This is a genomic window from Bradyrhizobium sp. UFLA05-109 (assembly GCF_054185165.1).
This window is the reverse complement of sequence record NZ_JBBIAR010000031.1, coordinates 1-26,427: the sequence shown is the minus strand read 5'-3', so window position 1 is coordinate 26,427 and position 26,427 is coordinate 1. Positions and strand designations below refer to the sequence as shown.

At 62.2% G+C, this 26,427-nt stretch carries 18 protein-coding genes; 12 read left to right on the top strand and 6 right to left on the bottom strand.

Features of this window, described 5'->3' with window-relative positions:
- Positions 1–136 precede the first annotated feature (136 nt).
- Genes Q3C01_RS22800 through Q3C01_RS22790 form a run of 3 tightly spaced genes read left to right on the top strand, consistent with a single transcriptional unit; the run spans position 137 to position 5,956 of the window.
- Positions 137–931 (top strand): ImuA family protein, encoded by a 795-nt coding sequence (locus Q3C01_RS22800; protein ID WP_458147548.1) that lies wholly within the window; start codon positions 137–139, stop codon positions 929–931.
- Positions 822–2,417, top strand: coding sequence for a Y-family DNA polymerase (locus Q3C01_RS22795; protein WP_458147547.1), 1,596 nt, complete (start codon positions 822–824; stop codon positions 2,415–2,417). The genes Q3C01_RS22800 and Q3C01_RS22795 overlap by 110 nt, the downstream gene beginning before the upstream one ends.
- Positions 2,414–5,956 (top strand): error-prone DNA polymerase, encoded by a 3,543-nt coding sequence (locus tag Q3C01_RS22790; RefSeq protein ID WP_458147546.1) that lies wholly within the window; start codon positions 2,414–2,416, stop codon positions 5,954–5,956. Before Q3C01_RS22795 ends, Q3C01_RS22790 begins: the two co-directional genes overlap by 4 nt.
- 175 nt (positions 5,957–6,131) lie before the next feature.
- On the opposite strand, the gene Q3C01_RS22785 is transcribed toward Q3C01_RS22790, so the two are convergent.
- Positions 6,132–6,419: a hypothetical protein gene (locus Q3C01_RS22785; protein WP_254096314.1), complete on the bottom strand. Its 288-nt coding sequence runs from the start codon at positions 6,417–6,419 to the stop codon at positions 6,132–6,134.
- Positions 6,420–6,475: 56 nt separating this feature from the next.
- Between Q3C01_RS22785 and Q3C01_RS22780 the strand changes: the two genes are divergently transcribed.
- From Q3C01_RS22780 to Q3C01_RS22760, 5 genes are all read left to right on the top strand, one after another.
- Positions 6,476–7,876 (top strand): CoA transferase, encoded by a 1,401-nt coding sequence (locus Q3C01_RS22780; protein WP_458147545.1) that lies wholly within the window; start codon positions 6,476–6,478, stop codon positions 7,874–7,876.
- A 155-nt stretch (positions 7,877–8,031) separates the two neighbouring features.
- A complete protein-coding gene (locus Q3C01_RS22775) occupies positions 8,032–9,279 on the top strand; it encodes an efflux RND transporter periplasmic adaptor subunit (protein WP_458147544.1) in 1,248 nt (415 codons plus the stop codon).
- Positions 9,280–9,327: 48 nt separating this feature from the next.
- A complete protein-coding gene (locus Q3C01_RS22770; RefSeq protein WP_458147543.1) occupies positions 9,328–12,444 on the top strand; it encodes an efflux RND transporter permease subunit in 3,117 nt (1,038 codons plus the stop codon).
- 107 nt (positions 12,445–12,551) lie between these two features.
- Positions 12,552–13,964 carry a hypothetical protein gene (locus Q3C01_RS22765; protein ID WP_458147542.1) on the top strand — a complete coding sequence of 471 codons (1,413 nt, stop codon included), beginning with the start codon at positions 12,552–12,554 and terminating at the stop codon, positions 13,962–13,964.
- Positions 13,965–13,980: 16 nt separating this feature from the next.
- Positions 13,981–14,856: a methylenetetrahydrofolate reductase gene (locus tag Q3C01_RS22760; protein ID WP_458147541.1), complete on the top strand. Its 876-nt coding sequence runs from the start codon at positions 13,981–13,983 to the stop codon at positions 14,854–14,856.
- On the opposite strand, the gene Q3C01_RS22755 is transcribed toward Q3C01_RS22760, so the two are convergent.
- Both Q3C01_RS22755 and Q3C01_RS22750 read right to left on the bottom strand, forming a co-directional pair.
- The gene (locus tag Q3C01_RS22755) at positions 14,844–15,755 is read right to left on the bottom strand and encodes an amidohydrolase family protein (RefSeq protein ID WP_458147540.1); all 912 of its coding nucleotides are present in this window, start codon (positions 15,753–15,755) and stop codon (positions 14,844–14,846) included. The two genes, Q3C01_RS22760 and Q3C01_RS22755, sit on opposite strands and share 13 nt — an antisense overlap.
- Before the next feature lie 33 nt (positions 15,756–15,788).
- Complete coding sequence (locus tag Q3C01_RS22750) at positions 15,789–16,346, bottom strand: ATP-binding protein (protein ID WP_458147539.1); 558 nt, start codon at positions 16,344–16,346, stop codon at positions 15,789–15,791.
- Between the two features lie 100 nt (positions 16,347–16,446).
- Between Q3C01_RS22750 and Q3C01_RS22745 the strand changes: the two genes are divergently transcribed.
- On the top strand, positions 16,447–18,045 hold the full coding sequence (locus tag Q3C01_RS22745) for an FAD-binding oxidoreductase (RefSeq protein ID WP_458147538.1): 1,599 nt from the start codon (positions 16,447–16,449) through the stop codon (positions 18,043–18,045).
- Between the two features lie 185 nt (positions 18,046–18,230).
- Here Q3C01_RS22745 and Q3C01_RS22740 read toward each other — a convergent pair whose 3' ends face one another.
- Positions 18,231–19,211, bottom strand: coding sequence for an ABC transporter substrate-binding protein (locus Q3C01_RS22740; RefSeq protein ID WP_458147537.1), 981 nt, complete (start codon positions 19,209–19,211; stop codon positions 18,231–18,233).
- A gap of 293 nt (positions 19,212–19,504) precedes the next feature.
- Between Q3C01_RS22740 and Q3C01_RS22735 the strand changes: the two genes are divergently transcribed.
- On the top strand, positions 19,505–20,557 hold the full coding sequence (locus Q3C01_RS22735) for an alpha/beta hydrolase family protein (protein WP_458147536.1): 1,053 nt from the start codon (positions 19,505–19,507) through the stop codon (positions 20,555–20,557).
- A gap of 278 nt (positions 20,558–20,835) precedes the next feature.
- Positions 20,836–21,576: a hypothetical protein gene (locus tag Q3C01_RS22730; RefSeq protein WP_458147535.1), complete on the top strand. Its 741-nt coding sequence runs from the start codon at positions 20,836–20,838 to the stop codon at positions 21,574–21,576.
- 360 nt (positions 21,577–21,936) lie between these two features.
- Here the strand turns inward: Q3C01_RS22730 and Q3C01_RS22725 are convergent, their stop codons facing one another.
- Together Q3C01_RS22725 and Q3C01_RS22720 are read right to left on the bottom strand one after the other, a co-directional pair.
- Positions 21,937–23,256 (bottom strand): LssY C-terminal domain-containing protein, encoded by a 1,320-nt coding sequence (locus Q3C01_RS22725; RefSeq protein WP_458147534.1) that lies wholly within the window; start codon positions 23,254–23,256, stop codon positions 21,937–21,939.
- Positions 23,257–23,674: 418 nt separating this feature from the next.
- Positions 23,675–24,988: a sensor histidine kinase gene (locus Q3C01_RS22720; RefSeq protein ID WP_458147533.1), complete on the bottom strand. Its 1,314-nt coding sequence runs from the start codon at positions 24,986–24,988 to the stop codon at positions 23,675–23,677.
- A gap of 504 nt (positions 24,989–25,492) precedes the next feature.
- On the opposite strand from Q3C01_RS22720, the gene Q3C01_RS22715 reads away from it, so the two are divergent.
- Positions 25,493–26,134: a GNAT family N-acetyltransferase gene (locus Q3C01_RS22715; RefSeq protein WP_458147532.1), complete on the top strand. Its 642-nt coding sequence runs from the start codon at positions 25,493–25,495 to the stop codon at positions 26,132–26,134.
- Positions 26,135–26,427: the final 293 nt, after the last annotated feature.

Below are 26,427 nucleotides of genomic sequence, written 5' to 3'. Positions count from 1 at the left end.
TCCGCGGGCGCGCCAATTCGATTGACTCCGACGGCGCTGTTAGCTTTATATTAGAACATATCATGAACAAATGAGCCAGCCGATCGTTTGTCTTTCTGACGATCCTGGCGACCATCACGAGAAGGAGCGGCGAGCAATGAGCGGCGCACGTAGAAGCGCGCTTGCGGTCTTGCGCGGCCAGATCGAGCGCATCGAGACGTCGGAGGTTGCGCATCATCGCGATCGCGTGGCGCTTGGCCACCCCCAGGCGGATCAGGCTTTGCAGGGTGGGCTGGCACGCGCCGCGATCCACGAAGTGTTTTGCGAGGGACGCCAGGGCACGGCCGCGACGGGCTTTGTCACTGGTCTCGCCGGCCGCGTGACCGCGCGCCGGCCGCTACTGTGGGTGCAGCAGGATTTTTCGGAGGTCGAGGCTGGTGCGCTGTCGATGAGCGGGCTTGCCGAGTTCGGTCTCGATCCGCGCCGTGTGGTGATGGTGCGCGCTGCCGATGTCGAGAGCGCGTTGCGGACGTCAGCCGATGCGCTTGCCTGCGACGCGCTGGGCGCCGTCGTGCTCGAGCTCTGGGGCGAGACGAAACAGTTCGATCTCGTGGCAAGCCGCAAGCTGACGCTTGCAGCCCAGGCTTCCGGCGTGACCGGGCTGCTGCTGCGGATGGCGGCAAACCCTCTGCCGTCGACCGCGGAAACCAGATGGATGTTGCGGGCGGCGCATTCGCCGCCTGGACCTGCGTGGAGCGCCTGGGGCGCGCCTTGCTTCGATGCCGAGCTCGTTCGCAATCGTCATGGCCCGGTCGGCCGGTGGATCATGGAATGGAAATGTGATGAGTGCCTGTTCAGTGAATCGTCGGCGTATCCTCAGCCTGTGGCTGCCGCGCCTGCCCATCGATCGCATCAAGCGGGTGCTTTCGGTGAGCAACGTCGCGCTGGGTAAAGACGAGCCGAGTATCGTCGTCGCCAAGGAAAACAACGCGCTTTCGATCTACGCGCTCGATGAAGCGGCCGGGCGCCTCGGCCTGCATATCGGCCAGCCGCTGGCGAATGCCCGCGCGATCTGTCCGGAATTAAAGGTGTTCGACGCCGATCTCGCGGCGGATGCCAAGACGCTCGAGGATATCGCCGACTGGTGCGACCGCTTCACGCCGCTGGTGGCGCTCGATCCCCCACATGGCCTCTTCCTCGACGTCACAGGCTGCGCGCATCTGTTCGGCGGCGAGGCCAATCTGTTGCAGGCGCTCGTCCGTGCGCTGGTGCGGCAGGGTTTTGCGGTCAGCGCGGCGATCGCCTCGACCTCGGTCTGCGCGCGTACGCTGACGCGGCAGGCACCTGGCACCATCGTTGCCGATGGCGCGGAAGCGGAAGCGATCAACCGCTTCCCGGTATCGGCGCTCGGCGCGGATGACGCCATCACCACGGGTCTGCGCCGCGCCGGCCTGAAGACCATTGGCGATGTTGCTTCGCGCAGCCCTCACGAGATCACTGCGCGCTTCGGTGCGCGCTTCTCGACGCTGCTTGCGCATGCGCTGGGGCAGGGCGATGCGCCGGTCAGCCCGCGAAAACCGCTGCCTGACTACATCGTGGAAAAACGCTTCGCCGAGCCGATCGCGACCGATGCCATGATCGCGATGACGCTGTCGCGGCTTGCGGATACGCTTGTTACCTCAATGGAGAAGCAAGGCAAGGGCGCGCGGCGGCTGGAGGCTTCCTTCTTCCGCACCGACGGCGCAGTGCGCGCGATCATGGTCGAAACGGGACGTCCGGTGACGCGAAGCGCAGTCGTCGATCGTCTCTTTCGCGAGCGGCTGGATGCGCTCGCCGATCCCCTCGATCCCGGTTTCGGCTTCGACATGGTCCGTCTCTCGGCGAGCCGCACCGAGATCGTGGTGCAGGAGCAGCGCGATCTCGATGCGCACGTCCATGACAATGACGAGCTCGCCGCGCTGATCGACCGCATCGCCGCGAGGATCGGCGGCAAGCGTGTCGTCGCGCACCTGCCGCAGGATACGCACATCCCGGAATGCGCCGTGCTGGCCGCGCCCGCGCAGCATCATCTCGCTGCTGCCGCGCAGGCTGAATGGCCCGCACGTGTCGCAAGCGAGCCGCCGCTGCGTCCCTTGCGGCTGTTCGATAAGCCGGAACCGATCAAGGTGCCGTTCGCGACCGTGCCGGACGGGCCGCCCCATCAATTCACCTGGCGGCGCGCGCTGCATGCGGTGGTGCGGGTGGAAGGGCCCGAGCGCATCGCGATGGAATGGTGGCGGCAGGACGGCAAGCAGCTCACACGGGACTACTTTCGTGTCGAGGATGCCGAAGGCCTGCGGTTCTGGATCTTTCGCGATGGTCTCTACGAGGGCGAGCTCGTGGACGAGGAAGGCACGTCCGTTCCTGCCAACTGGTATGTGCACGGTCTCTTCGCATGAATACGCCAGCCTATGCCGAGATCGGCATCACCACCAATTTCTCCTTCCTGCGCGGCGGCTCGGATCCGCGCGCCTATGTGCATCAGGCCAGCATTTTGGGCGTTCCCGCCATCGGCATTGCCGATCACAACACGCTTGCCGGCGTGGTGCGCGCCTACAAGGAGCTCGACAATGCCGAGGTGCTGCACAAGCCAAAGCTCCTGATCGGCGCGCGCATCGTCTTCATCGATGATACGCCCGACATCCTGGTCTATCCGAGCGACCGCGCGGCCTATGGCCGGCTCTGTCAGCTCCTCACCCGGGGCAAGCGCGGCGACGACATCACGCGGATCGAGAAGGGCGAATGCCATCTCAGCTTTGCTGATCTCCTGGAGTTTGCCGAAGGTCAGCTTCTGGTCCTGACACTGCCGCATCGCTTCGAGCCGGGACGAGCGCTGGATGTTCTCGGAAAACTGAAGGCAAGCCGTGCCGAGGGCGTGTGGCTGGCGGCGAGCCTGCTCTACCGCGGCGACGACCGGCGCCGCCTCGCGCGGCTCGATGATCTCGCGGTGAAGGCAAAGGTGGCGCTGCTTGCGACCAACGAGGTGCTCTATCACCATCCTGCGCGCCGCCCCTTGCAGGACGTGCTGACCTGTATCCGGGAAAAGACCACGATCGAGGCGATCGGGAAGAAGCTCGAGGCCAATGCCGAACGCTTTTTGAAGACGCCCCGAGAAATGGCACGGCTATTCCGCGACTTCCCCGCGGCGATCGTGGAGACCATGCGCTTTGCAGGCGCTATCGACTTCTCGCTCGACCAGCTCAAATACCAATATCCGGACGAGCCGGTGCCGCCGGGCAAGACCGCGCAAGGGCACCTGGAGGATCTGACCTGGGCCGGCGTGCAGACTTATTTCGGCGGCAAGATCGACGACAAGCTGCGCGCCACCCTGCACAAGGAGCTCACGCTGATCGCCGAACTGAAATACGCGCATTATTTTCTTACCGTGCACGACATCGTCCACTATGCGCGCAGCCAGAACATTCTGTGCCAGGGCCGCGGCTCAGCGGCGAATTCGGCCGTGTGCTACGTGCTCGGCATCACCTCGGTCGATCCGACCAAGGTCGATCTGTTGTTCGAGCGCTTCATCTCCAAGGAGCGGCTGGAGCCGCCTGATATCGACGTCGATTTCGAACATTCGCGGCGCGAGGAGGTGATGCAATATGTCTACCGCCGCTACGGCCGTCATCGCGCCGCGATCATCGCGACCGTCATCCACTACCGTCCACGCAGCGCCATCCGCGATGTCGGCAAGGCGCTGGGCCTGACGGAGGACGTCACCGCGGCGCTCGCCGACACCGTATGGGGGAGCTGGGGCAAGGGCCTCAACGACATGCAGGTCAAGCAGGCCGGGCTTGATCCCCAAAACCCCATGATCAGCCTCGCGGTCGAGCTTGCGACCGAGCTGATCGAATTCCCGCGCCATCTCTCGCAGCATGTCGGCGGCTATGTGCTGACCCAGGACCGGCTCGACACCTATGTGCCGATCGGCAATGCCGCGATGGACGACCGCACCTTCATCGAATGGGACAAGGACGACGTCGATGCGCTCAACATGATGAAGGTCGACGTGCTGGCGCTGGGCATGCTGACCTGTATCCGCAAGAGCTTCGATCTGATCGACCAGCACAAGGGAAAACGCTTCGTGCTGGCGAGCGTCCCGCAGGACGATCCCAAAGTCTACGACATGCTGTGCCTCGGAGAATCGCTCGGCGTGTTCCAGGTCGAGAGCCGTGCGCAGATGAACATGCTGCCGCGCCTGAGGCCGCGGACCTTCTACGATCTCGTCATCGAGGTCGCGATCGTGCGTCCGGGGCCGATCCAGGGCGATATGGTGCATCCTTACTTGCGGCGGCGGAACGGCCAGGAAAAAGTGAGCTATCCCTCTCCATCATCAGAACATGGCGACAAGGATGAGCTCTACAAGGTGCTGCACAAGACGATGGGCGTGCCCCTGTTCCAGGAACAGGCGATGCGCATCGCGATCGAGGCGGCAAAATTCACCTCCGAGGAAGCGAACGGCCTGCGCCGCTCGATGGCAACCTTCCGCAATGTCGGCACCATCGGCAAGTACGAGGACAAGCTGATCGGCAACATGGTCGCGCGCGGCTATGACCCCGACTTCGCCCGGAGCTGCTTCGACCAGATCAAGGGTTTTGGCTCCTATGGCTTTCCGGAGAGCCATGCCGCGAGCTTCGCCCAGCTCGTCTATATCTCGTCCTGGCTGAAGCATTATCACCCCGATGCGTTCTGCTGCGCGCTATTGAATTCGCAGCCGATGGGCTTTTATGCCCCTGCGCAAATCGTCGGCGATGCCCGCAAGAACGGAGTCGAGGTGCGCGAGATCGACGTGTCCTACAGCTTCGCGCAGAACACGCTGGAGAACACCGACGGCAAATATTGCGCCGTGCGCTTGGGCTTCCGCCAGATCGACGGATTTCATTGGCTGGATGAGGATGAGGAGAGGCTGAAACGAATTCAGTCGTCATTCCACATTGCGCAAGTGCGCAATGGGGGCGCGCGAAGCGCGAGCCACAACGGGACTGCGCTCCCTCTCCCGCTTGCGGGGGAGGGCTGGGGTGGGGGTGTCTCCACGATTCACGCTCCCCAAGAGGAGAGAGCCCCCACCCGGATCGCATCTGACGATGCGATCCGACCTCCCCCGCAAGCGGGAGAGGTAAAGGAAGACTGGGCCGACCGCATCGTCGCCGCGCGCAACCGCCGGTCCTTCACTTCGCTCGAGGACTTCGCCCGTGACACCGGTCTGCCCAAGCGCGCGCTGATCCTGCTCGCCGATGCGGACGCGTTCCGCTCGCTCGGGCTCGATCGCCGCGAGGCGCTGTGGCAGGTGCGGCGCCTGCCCGACGACGTGCCGCTGCCGCTGTTCGAGGCGGCGACCGCGCGCGAGCAGCCGGACGAGGACGCCAAGCCGTTGCCGGTGATGCCGCGTCCCGAGCAGGTCGTCGCCGACTATCAGACCATCCGCCTGTCGCTGAAGGGGCATCCGATGGAGTTCCTGCGCGAGATGTTCACGCGCGAGCGCGTCATCGCCTGCAAGGACGTCTGTCATGAGAACGAGCGGCGCCGCGTCCGTTGTGCCGGCGTGGTGCTGGTCCGGCAGCGGCCGGGCAGCGCCAGCGGCGTGGTGTTCATGACGCTGGAGGACGAAACCGGCATCGCCAATGTCGTGGTGTGGCCCAAGATCATGGAGCAATACCGCAAGGAGGTGATGGGCGCGCGCCTCATCCTGGTCGAGGGCTATATCCAGAGCAGCCCCGAGAAGGTGACGCACCTCATCGCCCAGCGCATGGTCGACCGCTCGCACGATCTGGTCGGGCTTGCCAATGACGCGCTGAGCCGCAAGCACCCGGTGCCAGCAGGCGCTGCCCTGATCGAGCCCCTCAACGACGACCGCCGCGATCACGTCGACAGCCCGGCGCAAAAACTCCGCCACCCGCGCGACGTGAGGATTCTGCCGCCGTCACGGGATTTTCATTGAGGTAGCCGTGGGGCATCAACACACTCGAAGTCATACCCCGCGAAAACGGGGTATCCAGTACGCCGCGGCCTCTCGGCTCTATCACTACTGTCTCTGGAATACTGGATCATCCGCTTTCGCGGATGATGACAGCTCGTGAGATGGCCAACACATTCACGCGCTGCGGCTTCTGCCCTCACTCCGGCGCCGCGCCCACTGGCGGGCCGCCGGGCGGGCGGTGCAGGAAGGTCAGCGACGCATAGGCGCCGATCCAGGAGCCGATCGCGGCGAAGGCGACGTAAGTGGCGTTCTCGGTGTAGCTGATCACGGCGTAGGAGGAGAGCAGGTACCAGATCGCGCTCCAGGTCGCCGCCGGCACGCGCTTGCGCGCCACGACCGCCGAGGTGAACATCACGTAGACCGCGTCGGTAGCGGCGGTCGCGAGCAACACGGCACCCGCGGTCAGGGGATCGATGGCAGCCATTGCAGTCCTTTCCGTGCTAATGCGATGCTGCTGAAATTATCGGGAGAGCAATGGCCATGCAAAGCCCCGCTGACATTCTCAGGGACATCTGGACCTCAGCGGGCGGCGATGCCGCCGCGCTCGAGCGCGTGCGGCTGAGCGGCGCGGAGCCGCAAATCCCGTCTTCATTCCGCGTCGCGGCGGCAGGCCAGGTCAGCATCGCCGCGGCAGGCCTTGCGGCAGCCGAAATCTGGCGGCAGCGCACGGGCGAAGCGCAGGATGTCGCCGTGGACATGCGCCATGCGGTCGTCGAATGCCGCTCCGAACGTTACTTGCGTGTCGACGACAAGCCGCCGCCACCGGCCTGGGACGCGATCGCAGGTGTCTACAAGACCGGCGACGGCCGCTTCGTCCGCTGCCACACCAATTTCCCTCACCATCGCGACGCCGTCTGCAAGGTGCTTAGCTGCGAGCCGGAGCGCGAAAAGGTGCAGGCCGCGTTGATGCAGTGGAAAGGTGAGGACTTCGAGACCGCGGCCTATGCGGTGGGCGGCGTCGTTGCCTTGATGCGCTCTTATGACGAATGGATGGCGCTATCGCAGGCGCGTGCGCTGGCCGAACTGCCGCTCGTTTCGATCGAGAAGATCGGTGAGGCGCCGCCCAAGCCATGGCCAAAAGGCGGTCGTCCGCTCTCAGGCCTGCGCGTGCTTGATCTGTCTCGCGTCATCGCAGGGCCCGTTGCTGGCCGTACGCTCGCCGTCCACGGCGCCGATGTGCTGCTCATCTCCGGTCCCGAGCTTCCCGCCATTCCCTGGCTCACCATCGACACCGGACGCGGCAAGCTCACGACCTTTATCGAGCTGAAGAGCGATGCGGGCCGCAAGCAGCTTTGCGCTCTGCTCAAGGAAGCCGACATCTTCTCGCAAGGCTATCGTCCGCGCTCGCTCGCCGCGCTCGGCTTCGCACCGGAAGATGCCGCACAGATCAATCCCGGCATCGTCTACGTCACGCTGTCGGCCTATAGCCATGCCGGTCCCTGGGCGGAGCGGCGCGGCTTCGATTCGCTGGTGCAGACTGCGACCGGCTTCAACCACGCGGAGGGGCAGGCCGCGGGCGTCGAAGGACCGAAGGAATTGCCGGCGCAGATGCTCGACCATGCCACGGGCTACCTGATGGCCTTCGGCGCGATGATGGCGAAGGCACGTCAGGCCCGCGAGGGCGGCAGCTGGCACGTGCGCGTGTCGCTGGCACAAACCGGGCGCTGGTTGTGGAATCTCGGCCGGCTCGCGGACGGCCTGAAGACCCCGGATATTCCGGGGGCGGCTGTACATCCTGGGTTCATAAAGGCCATGCCATCGGGTTTCGGAACGTTGAAAGCGGTCAGCCATTCGGCGATGCTGTCGAAAACCCCGGCCGATTGGCTGCGTCCGGCGATGCCGCTCGGCAGCCACCCGCCGGTATGGCCGAGCCGTGCCTGACACGAAGCTGACATAGAACTGACGTCGCAAAATTTTAACGCAAACCGAAAGGCGACCTGCGTTTTTTAGGTTGTCTGAAATCTCAATTCGGCACTATTAGCGCGATCGATGAGGCAGTCATTTTGCTGAAATCATCGCGAGAATGACCAGGCCCCATGTTAGTCAAAAATACCAAGCAATCGCAGGTATTTACCAAGCAACGGCTGATTGCATCCGTAGTTTTACTGGTGCTCGCCGGCGGTGGCGCCTATGCTTACCTCTACGCCGGGGGCAAGGAAAAGAACCATTCGGAGGTCTCCAGCCAGTCGCGCAAGAACGCGCAGAACTTCACGCCGACGCCGTCCGAATGGGCGACGCTGTCGATCGAGCCGGTGAAGCAGAAGACCTTCCGCGCCGAATATGTCACCGAAGGTAAGGTCGCGGTCGACGAGGACCGTTCGACGCCGGTGTTCTCGCCCTATGCGGGCCGGGTCACCAAGCTGCTCGTGAAGCCCGGCGAGAGCGTCAAGCAGGGCCAGCCGCTATTCCTGATCGAGGCCGCCGACACCGTGCAGGCCCAGAACGATTTCATCACGGCGATCACGTCGCAGAACAAGGCAAAGTCGGCGCTCGAACTCGCCGACATCCAGTTCAAGCGCGCCAAGGATCTCTATGAAGGCCACGCCGTTCCGCTGAAGGACTATCAGCAGGCGGAAGCGACGCAAGTGCAGGCGCAGAACGACATGCGCTCATCGGTGACGGCGCTGGAAGCCGCGCGCAACAAGCTGCACATCCTCGGCTTCACCGACGAATCGATCAAGGCGTTTCAGGACAAGGGCAGCATCAATCCGGAGATCACGATCTACGCGCCGATCGCCGGCACGGTCGTGCAGCGCAAGATCGGCCCCGGGCAGTATGTCAGCGCCGGCGCCAGCGATCCGGTGTTCGTGATCGGCGATCTCTCGACCGTGTGGCTCACGGCGTTCGTGCGCGAAAGCGATGCCGCGTCCGTCTCCGTCGGGCAGGACATCACCGTCAACGTGATGGCGCTGCCGGGCCGCCCCTTCACCGCCAAGATCAACTACGTCGCCGCCGCGATCGATCCCAACACCCGCCGTCTCCTGGTCCGCGCCACCATCGACAACAAGGAAGGCCTGCTGAAGCCGGAGATGTTCGCCAACGTGACGATCTATTCGGCCGGCGACCGCGCTGCTGCACCGGGGGTACCGAAGCAGGCGCTGATCTATGAAGGCGACCAGGTCCGCATCTGGGTCGCGCGCGAGGACAAGTCGGTCGAGCTGCGCCAGATCAAGATCGGGCTCGTCAACGGCGATCTCGTCGAAGTCACAAGCAATCTGAAACCGGGCGAGCAGATTGTAACCAAGGGCAGCCTGTTCATCGATCGCGCGGCCTCTGGCAGCTAGCGCATGCTCATGCGCCATCAAAACTGCCGTTAAAAAAACTGACCTGTAATGGATCGTCTCGTCGCCCTTGCCGTTAATCGCCGCTACCTGATGGTCGGCATGTTCGTCGCCGTGCTGATCGGCGGCCTGATCGCATTCAACCAGCTCAACATCGAGGCCTATCCCGACCCGACCCCGCCGATGGTCGACATCGTGACACAGAGTCCGGGCCTGTCGGCGGAGGAGATCGAGCGCTACATCACGATCCCGATCGAGACCCAGGTCGCAGGCCTGAAGAACCTGACGACGATCCGCACCATCTCGCTCTACGGCCTCTCCGACGTCAAACTCCAGTTCTCCTTCGCCTACACCTATGACGAGGCGCTCCAGCAGGTCTTGAACCGCCTGGCGCAGCTCGCGCCGCTCCCCGGCAACGTGCAGCCGCAGATTTCGCCGCTCAGCCCGATCGGCGAAATCTTCCGCTACCGCCTGGTCGGCCCGCCGAACTACAGCGTGCTCGACCTGAAGACGATCCAGGACTGGATCCTCCAGCGCCGCTTCCGCTCCGTGCCCGGCGTGATCGACGTCACGGGCTGGGGTGGCAAGACCAAGACCTACGAGCTCCAGGTCGACTTCAACAAGCTGATGGCCAATGGCCTGACGCTGCCGCAATTGCTCCAGGCGGTGAGCAATTCCAACGTCAATGTCGGCGGCAACACCGTCAATATCGGCTCGCAATCCGCCGTGGTGCGCGGCGTCGGCCTAATCCGCTCGATCGACGACCTCGCCAACACCATGGTGGCGCAGACCGGCGGCAATCCGGTGCTGGTCAAGGACGTCGCGACCGTCACCGTCGGCGAGAAGCCGCGGCTCGGCATCGCCGGCCTCGACGATAGCGACGACATCGTGCAGGGCATCGTGCTGATGCGCCGCGGCGAGCAGAGCACGCCGACCATCAAGCGCGTCGAGCAGCTCGTCGCCCAGATCAACAACTCGACCATACTGCCGCCCGGCGTGCGGATCGAGCGCATCTACGACCGCAAGGACCTGATCGACCTCACCACCCACACCGTGCTTCACAACATGGTGGTCGGCATTTTGCTGATCGTGCTGTTGCAGTGGATATTCCTGGGGGATTTACGCAGCGCATTGATCGTCGGCGCCACGATTCCGTTTGCGCTGTTCTTTGCCGTGATCATCCTGGTGCTGCGCGGGGAGTCCGCCAATCTGCTGTCGGTCGGCGCCATCGATTTCGGCCTGATCGTGGACGCCACCGTCATCATGGTGGAGGCGATCTTCCGCCGCCTGACGCAGACGACGCCGCTCTCCGAGCTCGAGCACGCTTCGCCCGAGACGCTGTTTGGCATGAAGAGCCATGCCATCCTGTCGGCCGCGGCCGACGTGTCGCGCTCGATCTTCTTTGCCGCCGCCATCATCATCGCGGCGTTCCTGCCGCTGTTCACGCTGTCCGGCGTCGAAGGCAACATTTTCGGCCCGATGGCACGTACCTATGCCTATGCGCTCGCCGGCGGCCTGCTTGCGACCTTTACGGTAACGCCAGCGTTGTCGGCGATCATTCTGCCTGCGCATGTCGAGGAGACCGAGACCAGGGTCATGCTGCTCCTGCACCGGATCTATACGCCGGTGCTGCATTGGGCGGTCAGCAACCGCAAAATCGTGCTGGGCGGTGCCATCGGCCTCGTCGTCATGACGCTGGCGCTCGGCCGGCTGCTCGGTCTCGAATTCCTGCCCAAGCTGGAAGAGGGCAATCTCTGGATCCGCGCGACGCTGCCGCCGACCATCTCCCTCCAGGAGGGCAACACCTACGTCAACGAGATGCGGAAGCTGATCCGCGCCCGGCCGGAGGTCGAGTCCGTCGTGTCGCAGCATGGCCGCCCCGACGACGGCACCGACGCGGCCGGCTTCTTCAACGCCGAGTTCTTCGCGCCGCTCAAGCCTGCGAGCGAGTGGCCGGGTACTCACGACAAGGAAGAGCTGACCGCGCAACTCCTCAAGGAACTCGACGACCACTTCCCGGGCGTCGAGTTCAACTTCTCGCAATATCTCCAGGACAACGTCTCCGAAGCCGTCTCGGGCGTGAAGGGCGAGAACTCGATCAAGCTGTTCGGCAGCGACCTCAAGGCGCTGACCGACACGGCCAACAAGATCAAGTCGGTGCTGTCGACGGTGCAGGGCGTCACCGACCTTGCGGTGTTCACCTCGCTCGGACAGCCGACGATCCAGATCGATATCGACCGCGCCAAGGCCGCGCGCTATGGCCTTGCGCCCGGCGATATCAATGCCACCATCAAGGTCGCGATCGGCGGCGACACTGCGGGCGATCTCTATGAGCCGGGCTCCGACCGCCATTTCCCGATCATCGTCCGCCTGGCGCCGGAATACCGTAAGAGCGCCGAGGCGATCCAGAATCTGCGCATCGGCGCGACCGGACCGAACGGCAACATCACGCAGATTCCCTTGAGTGAGGTTGCCACGATCAGCCTCGTCTCGGGTGCTGCCTATATCTATCGCGAGCAGCAGGAGCGCTATTTGCCGATCAAGTTCTCGGTGCGCGAGCGCGACCTCGGCAGCGCGATCCGCGAGGCGCAGCAGAAGATCGCCGAGCAGGTGCAGCTGCCGCCGGGCTCGCACATGGAATGGGTCGGCGAGTACGGCAACCTCCAGGACGCGATCCGGCGCTTGTCGATCGTGGTGCCGATTTCGCTGGCGCTGATCGGCATCCTGCTCTGGTTCAATTTCGGCTCGATGACCGACACGATGCTCGCCATGAGCGTGATCCCGATGGCGATCTTTGGCGGCGTGCTCGGGCTCGTCATCACTGGCATTCCCTTCAGCGTCTCCGCTGCGATCGGTTTCATAGCACTGTTCGGCATCGCCGTGATGGACGGCATCATCATCATCTCGCAGTTCAACCAGCTCATCGAGGAAGGCCTCGACCGGATGACCGCCGTGGTGCGTACCGGCGAGTTGCAGCTCCGCCCGGTGCTGATGACCTGCGTGGTCGCCGGCGTCGGTCTGTTGCCGGCTGCGATGTCGCAGGGCATCGGCTCGCAGGTGCAAAAACCGCTCGCGATCGTCGTCGTCACCGGCATGATGCTGGCGCCTGTGGTGATCCTTGTAACGCTGCCGGTCCTGATCTCCTTCTTCTCGCGCCGCGCCCGCTGATCCCCTGTGGGCACACGCCCACACATCCTGCCCACTCGATTTGTGGTTGACGAACTCCCCCGGCGTTCCTTGATTAGAGGCAAGGGTACCCGCGGGAGAGACCAGCCATGCGGATGGAGGAACAGGCGGGCAGGGGGGCCGCCACGGCGGAGCAGATCCTGGGCGAGATCCGGGATTACTGCCGTGCGACCCGGACGGCGGAATCGACCTTCGGCCGGCTCGTCGTCAACGACGGCAAGCTGGTGTCGCGCCTGCGCGACGGCGCCAGAATCACGACGGGCACGCTCGACAAGGTGCGCGCCTATCTCAGCGAGCACCGGCCGGAGCCATCAGGCAGCTCCGCGACCGTCGCGGTGAAAGCGGCCAATGGCGTGGCTCCCGTGGTCGAGGCCGCGCCGGCCGGCTTCCGCTTCTTCGACAACCGGCAGAAATATCTCCTGTTCGTCTCGACCTGTAGCGAGAAGACCGAGGTCGCCAACCGCATCTCGCTGGAGATCTCCAATCTCCAGCCGGCTCCGCCGGCACTCAGGCTGTTCGACGCCGGCTCCGGCGACGGCACCGTGCTGTCGCGGGTGATGCGCGCGCTGCATGCGCGCTTCCCCGCAATGCCGCTTTATGTCGTGGCCAAGGAGATCTCCTACGAAGACGTCCGCATGATGCTGGAGAAGATGGCAGACCGCTTGTTCGAGCATCCCGCAACCGTGCTCGTCGTGACCAACCTCTATTACGGCGAGGCGCCCTGGCTGACCCCGCGCTCGGCGACCGCGGCGCAAGGCTTGCTCTGGAAGGACGTCGCGCTCTCCGGCAACACCGCGCACGGCTTTGCCGAGCAGATCGGCGAACTCGAGCCGTTCCTCGCCGAGAACTGGCGCGCCGGCATCAGCACGAAGACCGGCAATCCGGTGTATAGGCGGCCGGTGATCCTGACGCTCAGGCGCGAGGACCATTCCTTCCTGCTCGATCCGATCATGCCGCGTCCGGGTCGCGTGATGGCGGACTATGATCTCGTCATCGCCTCACAGCCCTACCGGGCGCGAGCCAGCGTTGAATTCAAGGCCTCGAAGGTGGTGACGCCGCTGGTGCGGTCGTTGCGTCCCGGCGGCCGGCTGATCGGCATCCATTCCCACGGCCGCGATCCCGGCATGGAGATCATCGACCAGGTCTGGCCCGGCGATGATCCCTTTGGCACCGATCGTTACGCAATCCTGCGCGAGGTCAAGCGCGAGCTCGGCTCGGCGGCGCGGCACTACAATTTCAATGCGTCGTCGGATGCACGCGCGATCTTCCGCTACCGCATGCACACCCTGCCGGATGAGGTGTCCGGCCCGATCGGCACCTCGACGCTGTTCGCGGCCTGGAACGCGGCGATCTATGTCGCGCAGATCGAGGACGACAGGCTGTCCGAGGTGGTGCGCGACGGCCGCTATCTCGAGGCGACCGATCGCGTGGTGCGCAAGCATGGCGGGCTCTGGTTCAACGACGAGACCTATGTGATCTCGCGTCGCCGGGCGCCGGCGTAAACGATCGGAGCGCGCGATGACGATGACGCTCGAACAGTCCCTCTCCGGCGATCTCGCCGCATTGCTGCCGAAGGCGTCGGTGGAAATCTCCTCGCGCGGGCATCAGATCGACGAGCTGCACGAGCATTTTGCGACTGATATCGATGTCAGCATCACCTTCCTCCCCGGGGACCACTACCAGCACAATGTCGAAACCGCGGCAGCGCTGCGCTGCGCCGGCTTCAACCCGGTTCCCCACATCGCGGCGCGCGAGATCGCCTCGCGCGAAGCGCTGGACGATTTCTTCCGCCGGCTGCGCGGCGAGGCGAACGTCCACCGCATCCTCCTGATTGCCGGCGACCTCGCCATCGCCAAAGGGCCGTTCAAGTCGAGCCGCGATGTGGCCGCAAGCGGCCTGATCGAGACGCACGGCTTCTCGCACGTCAGCATCGCCGGCCACCCCGAAGGGCATCCTTACCTGGACACGGTACAGGCGATGAAGTCGCTTGCGGCGTGGCGCGACTGGGGCAGGGAGCGGCAGATCGCGCTCGATATCGTCACGCAGTTCTGCTTCGAGGCCGTACCGATCGTGAACTGGCTGGGCGAGCTTCGCATCGCGGCTATCGATCTTCCCGTGGTCATCGGCCTCGCGGGTCCCGCAAGTCCGGCCACGCTGATGAAGTTCGCGCTTCGCTGCGGCGTCGGCAATTCGATCCGCGCAGTGCGCAACCAGATCGGCCGTTACGGCCGGCTACTCACCGAGACCGGGCCGGACGAGGTGGTGCGCGGGCTCGAGACCGCAGCGAAGGCTGCGACCTCGCCGATCAGCGGCTTCCATTTGTTCCCGTTCGGCGGTCTTCGCAAATCCGCGCGCTGGCTGAAGGAGCACGCGAGCGCTCGTCAAAAACCGTAGAGCCGTGCCGGATTGTCGACCAGGATCCTCTTGCGGATGGCTGCATCCGGTGCCCAGACCGGGAGCTGGTTGAGCAGGCGCCCGTCGTCGATCTGATGGAGCGGAGCGATGTCGGTGGCCTTTCGTCCCTCGACATGGCCTGAGTCCGGGTGCGGCCAGTCGGTGCCCCAGACGATACGGTCGGCATTCGCCGCGATCAGCGCGCGGGCGAACGGCACCATGTCCTGATAGTCGGGCGCGAGCATTGACGAGCGATAGGCGCCCGAGATTTTTACATAGGCCTTGCCCGATTTCACGAGTTCGAGGAGGTCAGAAAATCCGGGCTGCTCCAGCCCTAGCGATGCCTCCAGGCCGCCGAAATGATCGAACACCGCCGGCACCGGCGCGGCCGTCACGAGGTCCTTGATCGCGGAGATCATCGGCAGTGTGGTGTAGAGCTGCACATGCCAGCCGCGCGACTTCATGCGTTCGACGGCGGCCGTGAAGCGTGCGCGCCCGACATTGGGATCGCTGATGCCGCCGGTTGCCAGATTAATGCGGATGCCGCGGAAGCCGTCCTCTCCCATTGCATCGAGCTGGGCTTCCGTCGTCTTGTCGTCGATTACGGCCACCCCGCGTGCGGTCGCGCCGCGGGCCTTCATACCGAACAGGGTGGACGAGTTGTCGGTGCCGTAGACGCTCGGCGTCACGATTACCACGCGCTCGATATGCAGCGCCTTGTGCAGCGCCGCCATCTCCTCCGGCGACGCCGGCTCCGGTGTATAGACGCGGCCCGCGAAGAAGGGGAATTTCTCGGGATCGCCGTGGATGTGGGTGTGGCAGTCGCAGGCTTGGGCAGGGACGTCGAAATTGACGGGCGTCGACGGCTGCGACGCCCCAGCGTGGGCTTTGCTGGTCATGGTGACTCCGGCGGCTGGGACGACGATATCACATCAGTCTGGCAGTCGCCGCACGTCGCCGCATAGCTGTTCGACGAGTTCTGCAACCGGCCGCGCGCCATCGACGCGCACGACCGGGCAGGGCAGGCCCGCAAGCCACGCCTCATGCTTTGCGAGATTGCGGCCTTCGCGGCCGCCGGCCTCGTAATGCGCGGCCCATTCGATGAAGGCTTCGGTCTCCTCATGGCGCCAGCCGCCCGGCGCGACGGCATCCATGCCGAAATGCGTGGCCTCGCGGGCGCGCAGACGCGTCAGCCGCACCTCGCGCGGCGTGATCACGAAGACGACGAGATCGAAATGCGCGACGAGCTCGTCGCCCCAGCCGGTGACCGATCCGCTCAGCACCCAATCGCGGCGCGGCAGGAACATTTCGCGCATGAGGCGCAGGCGCTCGGGGATGGGACGAAGCGTCTGGTAGGGCGGTGCCGTCGGCAGCCAGAAATAGTCGTCGCTGTCGTGATGCGGCAGCGCAAGCCGGTCCGCCAGTGCGCGGCCGAGCGTCGTCACTCCGGAGCCTGATGCTCCCGTCAGATGAATGCGGCAGCTTTTCATGGTCGTCCCTGGAAACTGGCTGATGGCTTGAACCGACCGGCCGCCGGTTTGACTAATGATCCGCGCTCCCGGATCATCGCCCTCCCACCGGAATCACTTTATGCAAAAATCTTTTGGCAAATTCAAAGCAGGCGTCTCGGCCGCCGCGGTCCTCGTTGCGCTGTTCGGTGTTTATGGCTTCCGCAAGCTCCAGGCCCTGGCGGCCGATCCGACCGGTCCGAAGGACTGCCGGGCTGCGGACGACATCGGCGAGCAGGGCAAGATCGATCTCGATAAGGTGAGGGCGATTGCGCCGCTTCAGGGCGTGAAGTGGTCACAGCTCGGCGGCAGCATCAATGATGCGAGCTGTCTCAACCGCACCGAGATTTTTGGCGTGGTCGAGGTGCATAGCGTCGATGATATCGCCAGGACGCTGGCATTCGCCCGCGCCAACAAGCTGCCGGTGACGACGGCCGGCGTGCGCCACTCCATGGGCGGCCAGGCCTTCCGCAAGGGCGGTATCGTGCTGGACATGCGCAACTTCAACCGTATCACGCTCAACGAGGCGGCGCGCAGCGTCACCGTACAGCCGGGTGCGACATGGCATGACATCCAGATCGCGCTGCATCCGCGCTTTGCGGTGCGCGCCATGCAGTCGACCGACATCTTCAGCGTCGGCGGTTCGATCTCGGTCAATGCCCACGGCATGGACCACCAGGCTGGCGCGCTGGCCCGCTCGATCAAGACGATGAAGGTGATGCTGGCAGACGGCTCGCTCCAAAGCGTCTCGCCGACCGAGAACCAGGAGCTGTTCAACCTCGTGGTCGGCGGCTACGGCCTGTTCGGCGTGATCGTCGAGGCCGAGCTCGATATCGCCGACAACACGGTCTACCAGACCGGACGGCGCGTGCTCGACTACAAGGCCTTCCCGGCGCTGTTCGCAGGCGAGATCGAGAAGGACACCAATATCGGCCTGATGTACGGCCATCTTTCGACCGCGCCGAGCAGCTTCTTGCAGGAAATGCTGCTCTACACCTACACCAAGGTCGACGGCACCGATTTCGCGATCGAGGAGCTCGGCGAGGTCAGCAGCACGAAGCTCAGGCGGCTCACGATCAACCTCTCCAAGCAGGGGCCATTCTTCCAGGAGCTGAAGTGGCTGTCGGAGAAGCACATCGAGCACCGGATGGAGACCTGCACGGTCACCCGCGCCAAGGCGATCGCCTCGGGCGAAGCCTGCCTCGTCAGCCGCAACAATCCCATGCACGATTCCGTGCCGTACTTGCGCAATGCCTTGCAGGACGAGGCCGACATCCTCCACGAATACTTCATCCCGCGCAGAAACTTCGTCGCCTTCGTCGATGGCATGCGCAGGATCATGCTCGACAACAAGACCAATCTCCTGAACGCGTCGGTCCGCGTCGTGCACAAGGAAGAGAATTTCCTGACCTATTCGCCGGAGCCTGCGTTCTCATTGGTGCTCTACATCAACCAGCCGACGGACGATGAGGGCAACCGCCGCATGAAGAAGGTGACGGAAGAGCTGATCGATCTCACCATCGCCAACCAGGGGCGCTTCTTCCTGCCGTACCAGCTCTATTACTCGCGCGACCAGCTCGAGAAATCGTACCCGCAGATCGATGACTTCTTCGCGGCCAAGCGCAAGTACGACCCGGCCGGTCTCTTCACCAACACGATGTATCAGAAGTACGCTTCGTAAAGCATGATCCGGAAAAGTGTGCAGCGGCTTTCCCTCGCGACAAACGCGGAACGCGTTTGCGCGGAGATCATACTCAACAAATAAAGCCTAGGCCGTGTACCCATAACCGTCGGCGGCGAAGGCTACTGCCCGGTTAGCACCAAGTTCGTGCGGCAGCGCAATATGTCGCCAAGGGCCATAAGCGATCATTCGATCACCCTGTCGGCCCGCTGCAGAATCGACTCTGGAATAGTGAGTCCGAGCCCCTTGGCGGTCTTGAGATTGATCACGAATGAGAACTCAGTCGGCTGCTCTATAGGCAGGTCGGCCGGCTTTTCGCCTTTGAGGATGCGGTCAACGTAATTGGCTGCGTGCCTTTGGAGATTAGGAATGTTTGGATCATAGGCCATTAGTCCACCGCCGTTCGTGACTTGCATCGAAAAAGGATATATCGCGGGCAATCTGTAGCGGGCCGCGAGTTCACTAACTCGCGCACGGTGAACAAGGAATATGCTCTCGGCACCGACGATGAGCCCTTCGGCACTTTCTTTGGCTCCCGCGTCGAACGCGGCTGGAAGGTCGTCGGCGGTCTGGATGTCATGAACGTGCAGCGTCAAGCCCAACAAGGGGGCTGCTTCCTTCAGTGCCTTCACCTGTAAGGCTGCAATCGGGTCGGCGGAGTAGGTCAGTACGAGTACCCGCGAGATTTTGGGCGCGGCCTCCTTCAACAAGGCAAGACGCTTGGCCGAAAGCTCGGAAACCATCATTGAACTTCCGGTGACGTTTGCCCCGGGGCGGGCGACGCTGTCTACAAGCCCGGCCGCTACCGGATCAGCGAGTGCGAGCATGACGATTGGGATCGTGTGGGTCGCGTTCATGGCGACCTGAGTGGCTGGGGTGGTGCTCGCGACGATGATATCCGCCTTGAGGCGCAGACACTCTGCAGCGAGAATGGGGAACCGATCGCCGCGGTCATCGGCAGAGAGATAGTCAATTGCGATTGTCCGCCCGTCAACATAACCCAAGTCGCGCAGACCCTGAAAAAACGCACCAAATCGTGTCGACCGCGATGCGTCAGGATCGAATGTAAGGAAGCACAGCCGCGGGATCTTTTTGGGCTGCTGTGCATACCCAGCTAAGGGGCATGCCACACCCAGGAAGGCAGCGATGAACTCGCGCCGTCTCATAGCCAGCAGCTTCGCACAGCGTCAAGCATAGCACATCTCTGATGTGTGCGTGGGCGAACCAAAATCACACCCCGATGTTTCGAATGCAAGAGGCTTCTTCTGCGCATGTCCGTTCAGGGGCATTCGCGACTGAGCCGGGCGGTGCTCGCTACTAATCGATGTCCGCTTCGGTCCCGATAGTGCCCGGATTTGTGCAGAAGCAGCAAATGACGCGAGGGGCCAAAAGGCGAAATCGTAGGCTTGGCTTGATAGGGAGGCAGCCAACTGAGGCGGGAAACCTGTTAAGCCATACGTTGAAGTTGAAGGCCGTTTCGCCCAAGATCCACATTAAGCCGACAAGCCGCTCGGTAGCAAAATCGGAGATGCGACACATCATGTTGAGTAACTCATTGGTGAGCCTCGCCCGGGTCTTGGTCGCAGTCACATTGATGCTCTTGATCAGCGCCATCCTACACGATCCACTCAACGCCGCAGAAGCCATTAGCGTCGCCGAAAGCGCTCCGCCGATCCTGAGCAAGGTCTCGGAACAAAGCGTTCATTTCGACGTGGACGGGCAGAAGGTAGTTGGTACGCTGACACTGCCGACTGACGTCAAGTCTCCGCCGACGATCCTGATATTGCACGGCTTTGCGCCTCTGCGCGATGGACTCCCGGTTAGCGGCACTCAGGAAGGCTTTTTCTCTCGCCCGGCACGCCTGTGGGCGGAGCGCGGATACGCAAGCCTGCGGATCAGCACGCGTGGGGCAGGTGGATCGGATGGAAAACTTGAAGATATGACGCTTGAGGGCCGCATCGCGGAAACGCTCGCGGCCTTGCGATGGCTCGCGGAGCAACCCGATATTGATCACGACCGCATCGGAATCGTTGGTTACAATCAAGGAGCGATCATGGCCACGGCTGCGGCCGGCCGCCTCAGCGCGACAGGCCAGGTAAAATCAATCGTCCTTTGGCTACCAATCGCCAATCCGATCTACCAATACACAGCACGCGCCGGCACGGAAAAGTTCGAAACTGGGCTAGAAAGGCATGGCGGCGAACTTGTCGAGGTCAAAACGCATTCTGGCGCAATCAGGCCCTTGAAACAGGCCTTCTACAAAGACGTCTGGACGCTGAGCCCGGCCGCGGAAATAGTGCCCTACAAAGGTGCCATGCTCGTGGTGATGAGCAGTCGTTATAGGGATGCTCCACTTGAACTCGGGCAAAGCCTCCTTCGATATCACTCCGGCAAGCACGAATTGCTCAGCATCAATATCGATCAAGGCCTTGGTGCGTCTCAAGGCCCAACCGCCCTAGACGATTTGGCGCTTCGCACGCTTTCGTGGTTCACTAAAACAGTCGTCGATTGACTCCATAGCGCCGCGGCGGGATCGCCGTCACCGCACAGCGTCGTTGCAAGATTTCTGCTGTTCTAGCCGGCATGGGGCGGGGGGAGAGGTCCGCTTCGGGTCACAAGCGGCGGTCGAGGCAGGCACAACCCGTCGTCCGGTTTACCGCCGACAGCCGACATCACAACGGCTTAAGCGCTGTTCGGCTTGGGGCCGGCAACTGCCATTGAAACATGACGGCACGATTTTGTATTCGATCCCGACCTGGTCTCTTCCTGATGCCCCAAAGTCTATTCTGGTTGAAGAAGACGCGAGAGGCAGCGAAATGCTATCGGAACCAATTGCCTATTGTTTTTACCGTTATCGCGGGCTCTACGCGCGGCACTGGCGGTTTCACGGGTGGTACGTTTGGGCACGAACCGACGCCGGAAGTGCGGACGTGGAAATCGACTGAACATAATACTGACCTCGCCGCCGCGTTTGGCCTTCTTGCGATCCGTACAGGCGATTCGCGCTGGCGCGATAAGGCAACGGTTGCTGAGTACTTCGTAAATACGATGTGGGATCCGGCATGCGCGTGTTTCGCCGCAGGTACCGCTGAAGACGGTGTCACGCACAATCCGATTTTGGCTCTGGATGCCCAGGTCTGGCCTTTAACGGCGCTCCCCGGAGCGGCCGGGAAATTTGCACCGGCAATGACGACCGCCGAACGGCGAATGAGTGTCGGCGAGGGCTTTTCCTACGGTGAAGACCGGGACGGCGTGTGGACCGAAGGGACGAGCCAAGTGGCCCTCTTGATGAAATTGCTCGGCAGGACTGAGAGGGCAGAGTCGTTGATCGCTGTCATCGAATCCCAGAGGTCGCCGGATAGCGGGTTCTATGCCACAACTGTCCGCGAGTTACCGACCGGGTTCGTGCTGGACACCGATCCGACCAAGCCGCGACTCTATTTCCGATTGTCACATCTTGGCGCAGCTTCGTGGGCTGCCCTCGCGGAACGTGGGTTCAATCCGTTTACGCTGACAAAAGGACTTCCGTAGTTGAGCCGCAGTGCTTCTCGTCTCGGCCGTTTCGGTCTGTTTTGATTTCGATATGTCCGCAAAGGGTCATTCGCGACTAAGCTAGGCAATGCTCGCTTCCAATCGATGTCCGCTTCGGTCTCGATAGCGACCGCTTTTGAGCAGACGCAGCAAATGACGCGAAGGGCCAATAGGCGACATCATTCGATCACCCGTGGGCGCGCGAGCAGCATCGGTGTCCACCGGGAGGCCAAGCGCGTTGGCCATTTTGAATTTGACAGGCAGTTGGACCGGCAGATCGGCAAGATTGGCACCCCCGAGGATGCGGTCGATGTATCCTGTCGCCTATTGAAAATTGTTCGAACTACGACCCAGGTCGGACTACTGAACGTCGCGACCGGCTTCCTCACGCGGCGCCAATGGAATGTTCCAGGGAAGTCTTTCGATATTTCCGAGCGGTGTAGTTTGATTCGAGAGGAATATCACAGCGCGCAATCCGTCAGTGTAATAGGGATCGCCGGTGAGGTTCGTGCGCGGTGCGGAAGCCGGGGCTGCACCAACGCCATCGACGTAACCGTATCGTTCGACAAATCCGGACAGCAACATGTCCTGCAGCATATAAGCGCGGTCAAAATCGACGTCGGGCGCGACTTTATGCGTGGTCAAATTCCATGTCTGAGTAGTGAGGCGCACTCCGATATCCCTGCTTACCTGCCCGATCCATACTCTTCGTCCCTCAAACGTGTACGGCGTAAGCCAAAACCGTGCATGAACGCGTTCATTTATTGTCGATCGGGCCTTTTGCAGAACGAAGTCTTCCCTGCGATTGAAGACGTACAGCGGACTCACTGGAGAAGTCAGAAACTGATCTCGGAAAATGAAGGCCCGCGCAGTTTCCATGTCACTTGCGAAATCGAGTTGCCTAGCGAGATGCCAGCCACGGGAGATGAAAGGAACAATCGGACTTTGCCGGTTTTCGACAATGACGAGATTGAGCGGATCGCCGTTGCGCGTGCCGTCAGCGTTGGTTGTGCAGCAGGCCTGCTTCGCAAACGTCGTTCTCAATGACTCAAGATCGAGATCGTTGATCTTCTTGCCAGGATAGATGATATCAGTGCCAATGTCGGTACCGACAAACTTTGGTCCCGGGACGGGCAACGCAAACTCAAAGGTCTCAACACGTTTCGGCCCGGCTATGACGATATGGGCATATTTGATGCCAGCGTCCAGGATGCAATACATAAAACCGGTCGTTTTCGAGTGGGCCGGGAGGACGTTTGCAATTTGGTGGCTCAGAAAGAACTCGTTGCGCGCACGATTGGCGGCAAAGGACATCAGGCCGCGAAATCGATAAGCAACCTCGTATGGTGAATAGTAATCTGGGTCCGTCGCGACGGGAATGAAGGTGAGTTGGTCATCGGTCTGGTTCTCGATGGATAGCCAGACGGGTTGAATGTTACGTCTGGCAAGATTTTCGCCAAAGAACTGGCGACTTTCGCTCTCGCCGAGTGCGCTGGCATCCACCTTGATTCCAGAGGCAGACTTCTGCTGCGCTCGAGCCATGAAAGTCGAGGTGTCACTTGGATCTGGGGTAAACCCGAATGAGTTGACAACGGCGAGCATCGCCGCCAACGCAATCACCAGGATAGCAGCGACAAGGATTTTTCGCGTCCGAGAGTTCTTCATAGCCAGCTTCCGCAATCGCAGCTCCAGAATATCCGTTTAGCAATGCAAGCCTCGTTTTCTCGAACTGTCTTCGATTCCTGGCGCGCGGACTCTCAGGAAAAATCGAGCGTCCCGCGCTCTAAGCCTCTAAAGAACTCCTAAACGCACCAAAACGAGAGTATCGAGATAGCGGCAGGCAGAGCATGGCCGCAGATGCCGCACCTTTAAGATATCAAATCATGGTGCTCGGGCATGATGGAGACAGAGTGTCACGCTTCCATGTTGAGCTAGATCAATGAGGGCCGCTAAGGGTCATCCGCGACTCAACCGGGCAGTGCTCGCTACCAATCGAAGTCCGCTTCGGTCCCGATAGCGCCCGCATTTGTGCTGAAGCAGCAAATGACGCGAGGGGCCATATCCAGACTCATGCCGCGCGGCACCATACGCAGCCCAATCAACCGGCCTCAGAGCATTGGGGTGCAGTAGGGATAGTGACGTGAAAAGCAGCGCCATGAGGAACGTTCGCAGTCGCCCAAATCCGCCCGCCGTGGGCTTCGATGATCGAACGACAGATCGACAGTCCCATCCCCATTCCGCCGGGCTTAGTTGTATAGAATGCATCGAAAAGACGCTCGAGGTTTTCTGGGCTTATGCCTGGCCCCGAATCTCGCACAGAGACGAGCACACCATCTGGCCCACTTATCGAAGTACTGATTGCCAATTCACGCGGACCTTTGCCGCCGTCACTGAGCGCTTGGACGGCGTTGATGATCAAGTTAAGAACCACTTGTTGGAGCTGAATCCTATCCGCCTTAACGACAGGCAACCCCTCAGCGAAGTGCGTCTGCACCGAGATGCTGCTCTTCATTGCCTCGCCACGCGTAAGCTCAATCACCTCACCGATCACCCCGTTGATTTCCATGCGCTCCATCCGCGGTGGCACTTTTTTTGTGAGATCACGGATTCGGCCGACAACATTGTTCGCTCGTTGGCCATCCTTGATGATCCTAGCAAGCAACTGTTGGCACTCATCCAAACGCGGCGGCTGGCGAGCAAGCCAGCGCAGCGTCGCCTCCGCGTTGCCGATCGTCGCGGTGATCGGCTGATTGACCTCATGGGCGATCGAGGCCGTAAGTTGCCCCATGGTCGCGACACGGTTCGCATGCGCCAGTTGCATCTGCAACTCGCGAAGCTGCCTCTCTCGGTGAGTGATCTCAAGGGCAATAGCAGTCTCCGCGGCAAAGTCCGTAACCAGCACAATCTCGTTCTTCGTAAAGGGCTCTATGCGGTACCGCACAAGGCCAAGTGTTCCGATTTGCTCGTTGTTTCTGAGCATCGGTACGAAAAGGCACGTCCCAACGTCCAATTTGGTTAGGGATACGGGTCGGTCAGCCTCCCCCAAACGACGAAATTCAGCCGCAAGGTCGGGAATGTGGACGGGCGACTTGCTTGCGAAGAGGCGACCTATAAAGCTGTCCTGTCTCTGAAGCATAGGCGGCGAAACTAACTCTGAAAACGTCGGGCTTACTTTGTAGGCAACTAGACGAAAGCCTATTTCCTCGGAAAGACGGAAGGAGCCCCACTCTGCACGGCAGAGATGCACTGCTCTGTCGAGGATGGTGTCGAATATGGGCTGCAAGTCGTGTGGTGAATTGGCGATAGCGCGCAGTACTGCCGAGACGGCCGCCCGTTGCCGACGAACCTCGGCCAGCTCCTTTTCAAAATCCGAACGGCTGTCGGGCCCTTCGCCGCTCTCGGGCTGATTCATCGCCGCTACTCCCCGATCTAACGTTGCGACCTGAGATGCTATCGCTCCAGCCAGCCCTCGGATAGCTCCCGTGGAACCCTGAGCCCGCAAGAGCGTCCGAGGTCTGCTCTGGGTCATCCGCGACTGAGCCGCGCAGTGCTCGCTACCAATCGAAGTCCGCTTCGGTCCCGATAGCGCCCGCATTTGTGCAGAAGCAGCAAATGACGCGAGGGGCCAAGAGGCGACGTAGCGCGCCTGGGCCAGCTCCGATCGACTGGCGGGTTGTGGAACTTGGTTTAGTGCCGCCGCCAGACCTGAGTGTGCAAAAACAGCTCGGTCGTTACCCATGTAACGCAATTCCGGATGGCTGAAATTTTTGTGTAGAGCAACCTGCCCATCATCGCCGCCTGCCCCTAGCCGAGCGAGCGGCGGATCTGATTCAGCGCGGCATTCAGCTCCAATGCATCGGAAACCCTGAGGTACCGGCAAACCTCAATCGCAACTAAAATCAAAACGGAGGAGAACATGAAATCCAACACCGCTGGAACGCAAGTTCTACGCACGGGCGACCACCGCATGGCAGAGAACAGCAACCGCGTCGTTCTCGCCGGGCCGGCCGACATAGAACCGCTGATCAACGTCATGGTCCTGGCGTTCGCAGCGGACCCAGTGGCGCGTTGGATGTATCGCGATCCACAGCAATATCTCGCTTACTTCGGGCGGTTCATCCGGGCATTCGCAGGCAAGGCTTTTTCAACCGGCACGGCGTGGTGCATCGAGGGCAATCTGGGGGCTGCGCTCTGGCTTGCGCCAGGTGTGAAGCCCGCCGAGGATGCCATCGCTAGTATCCTTCACGAGAGCGTGTCACTGCGCGTAATGGCCGATGTGAACGCCATGTTCGGCGAAATGGCGGCCTACCACCCACGCAATCCGCACTGGTATCTGCCGACGATCGGCACGGAGCCCGACCTCCGCGGCAGGGGCATCGGATCCGCGCTCATGAGGGAAGCGCTCAGTCGTTGCGACCAGGAGCACATGCCGGCCTACCTAGAGTCTAGCAACCCTGCCAACGCTGCGTTCTACCAGGGGCTCGGTTTCGAGGCGCTGGGTGTCATACGCGCGGGAGATTCGCCGCCTATGGTGCCGATGCTGCGGCCCGCCCGCTGAGGCCACCCTTCGAATAGGCCGATGGCGGCGCCGGATGGCGACGTTGTCCCGGACATGCGCAGAGTCCGGTCAGGGTCATGTGTGGACGACGCCCGCGTTGCAAGAAGAATCTGGCGTTCGGCTTGCGGTCGGGTGCAAGTCATGTGTCCGGCCTGTTTGCGCGGCACCATGACCGCTGGCCCTGATGTAGTCCGCGGATCGGGTCCCAATCATTTTCACGGGCTTTGACGCCCATGACCCAGAAGCGGGTTGTCCCAATCGACGGCTCGACCGTTTCGCATCACACCATCATC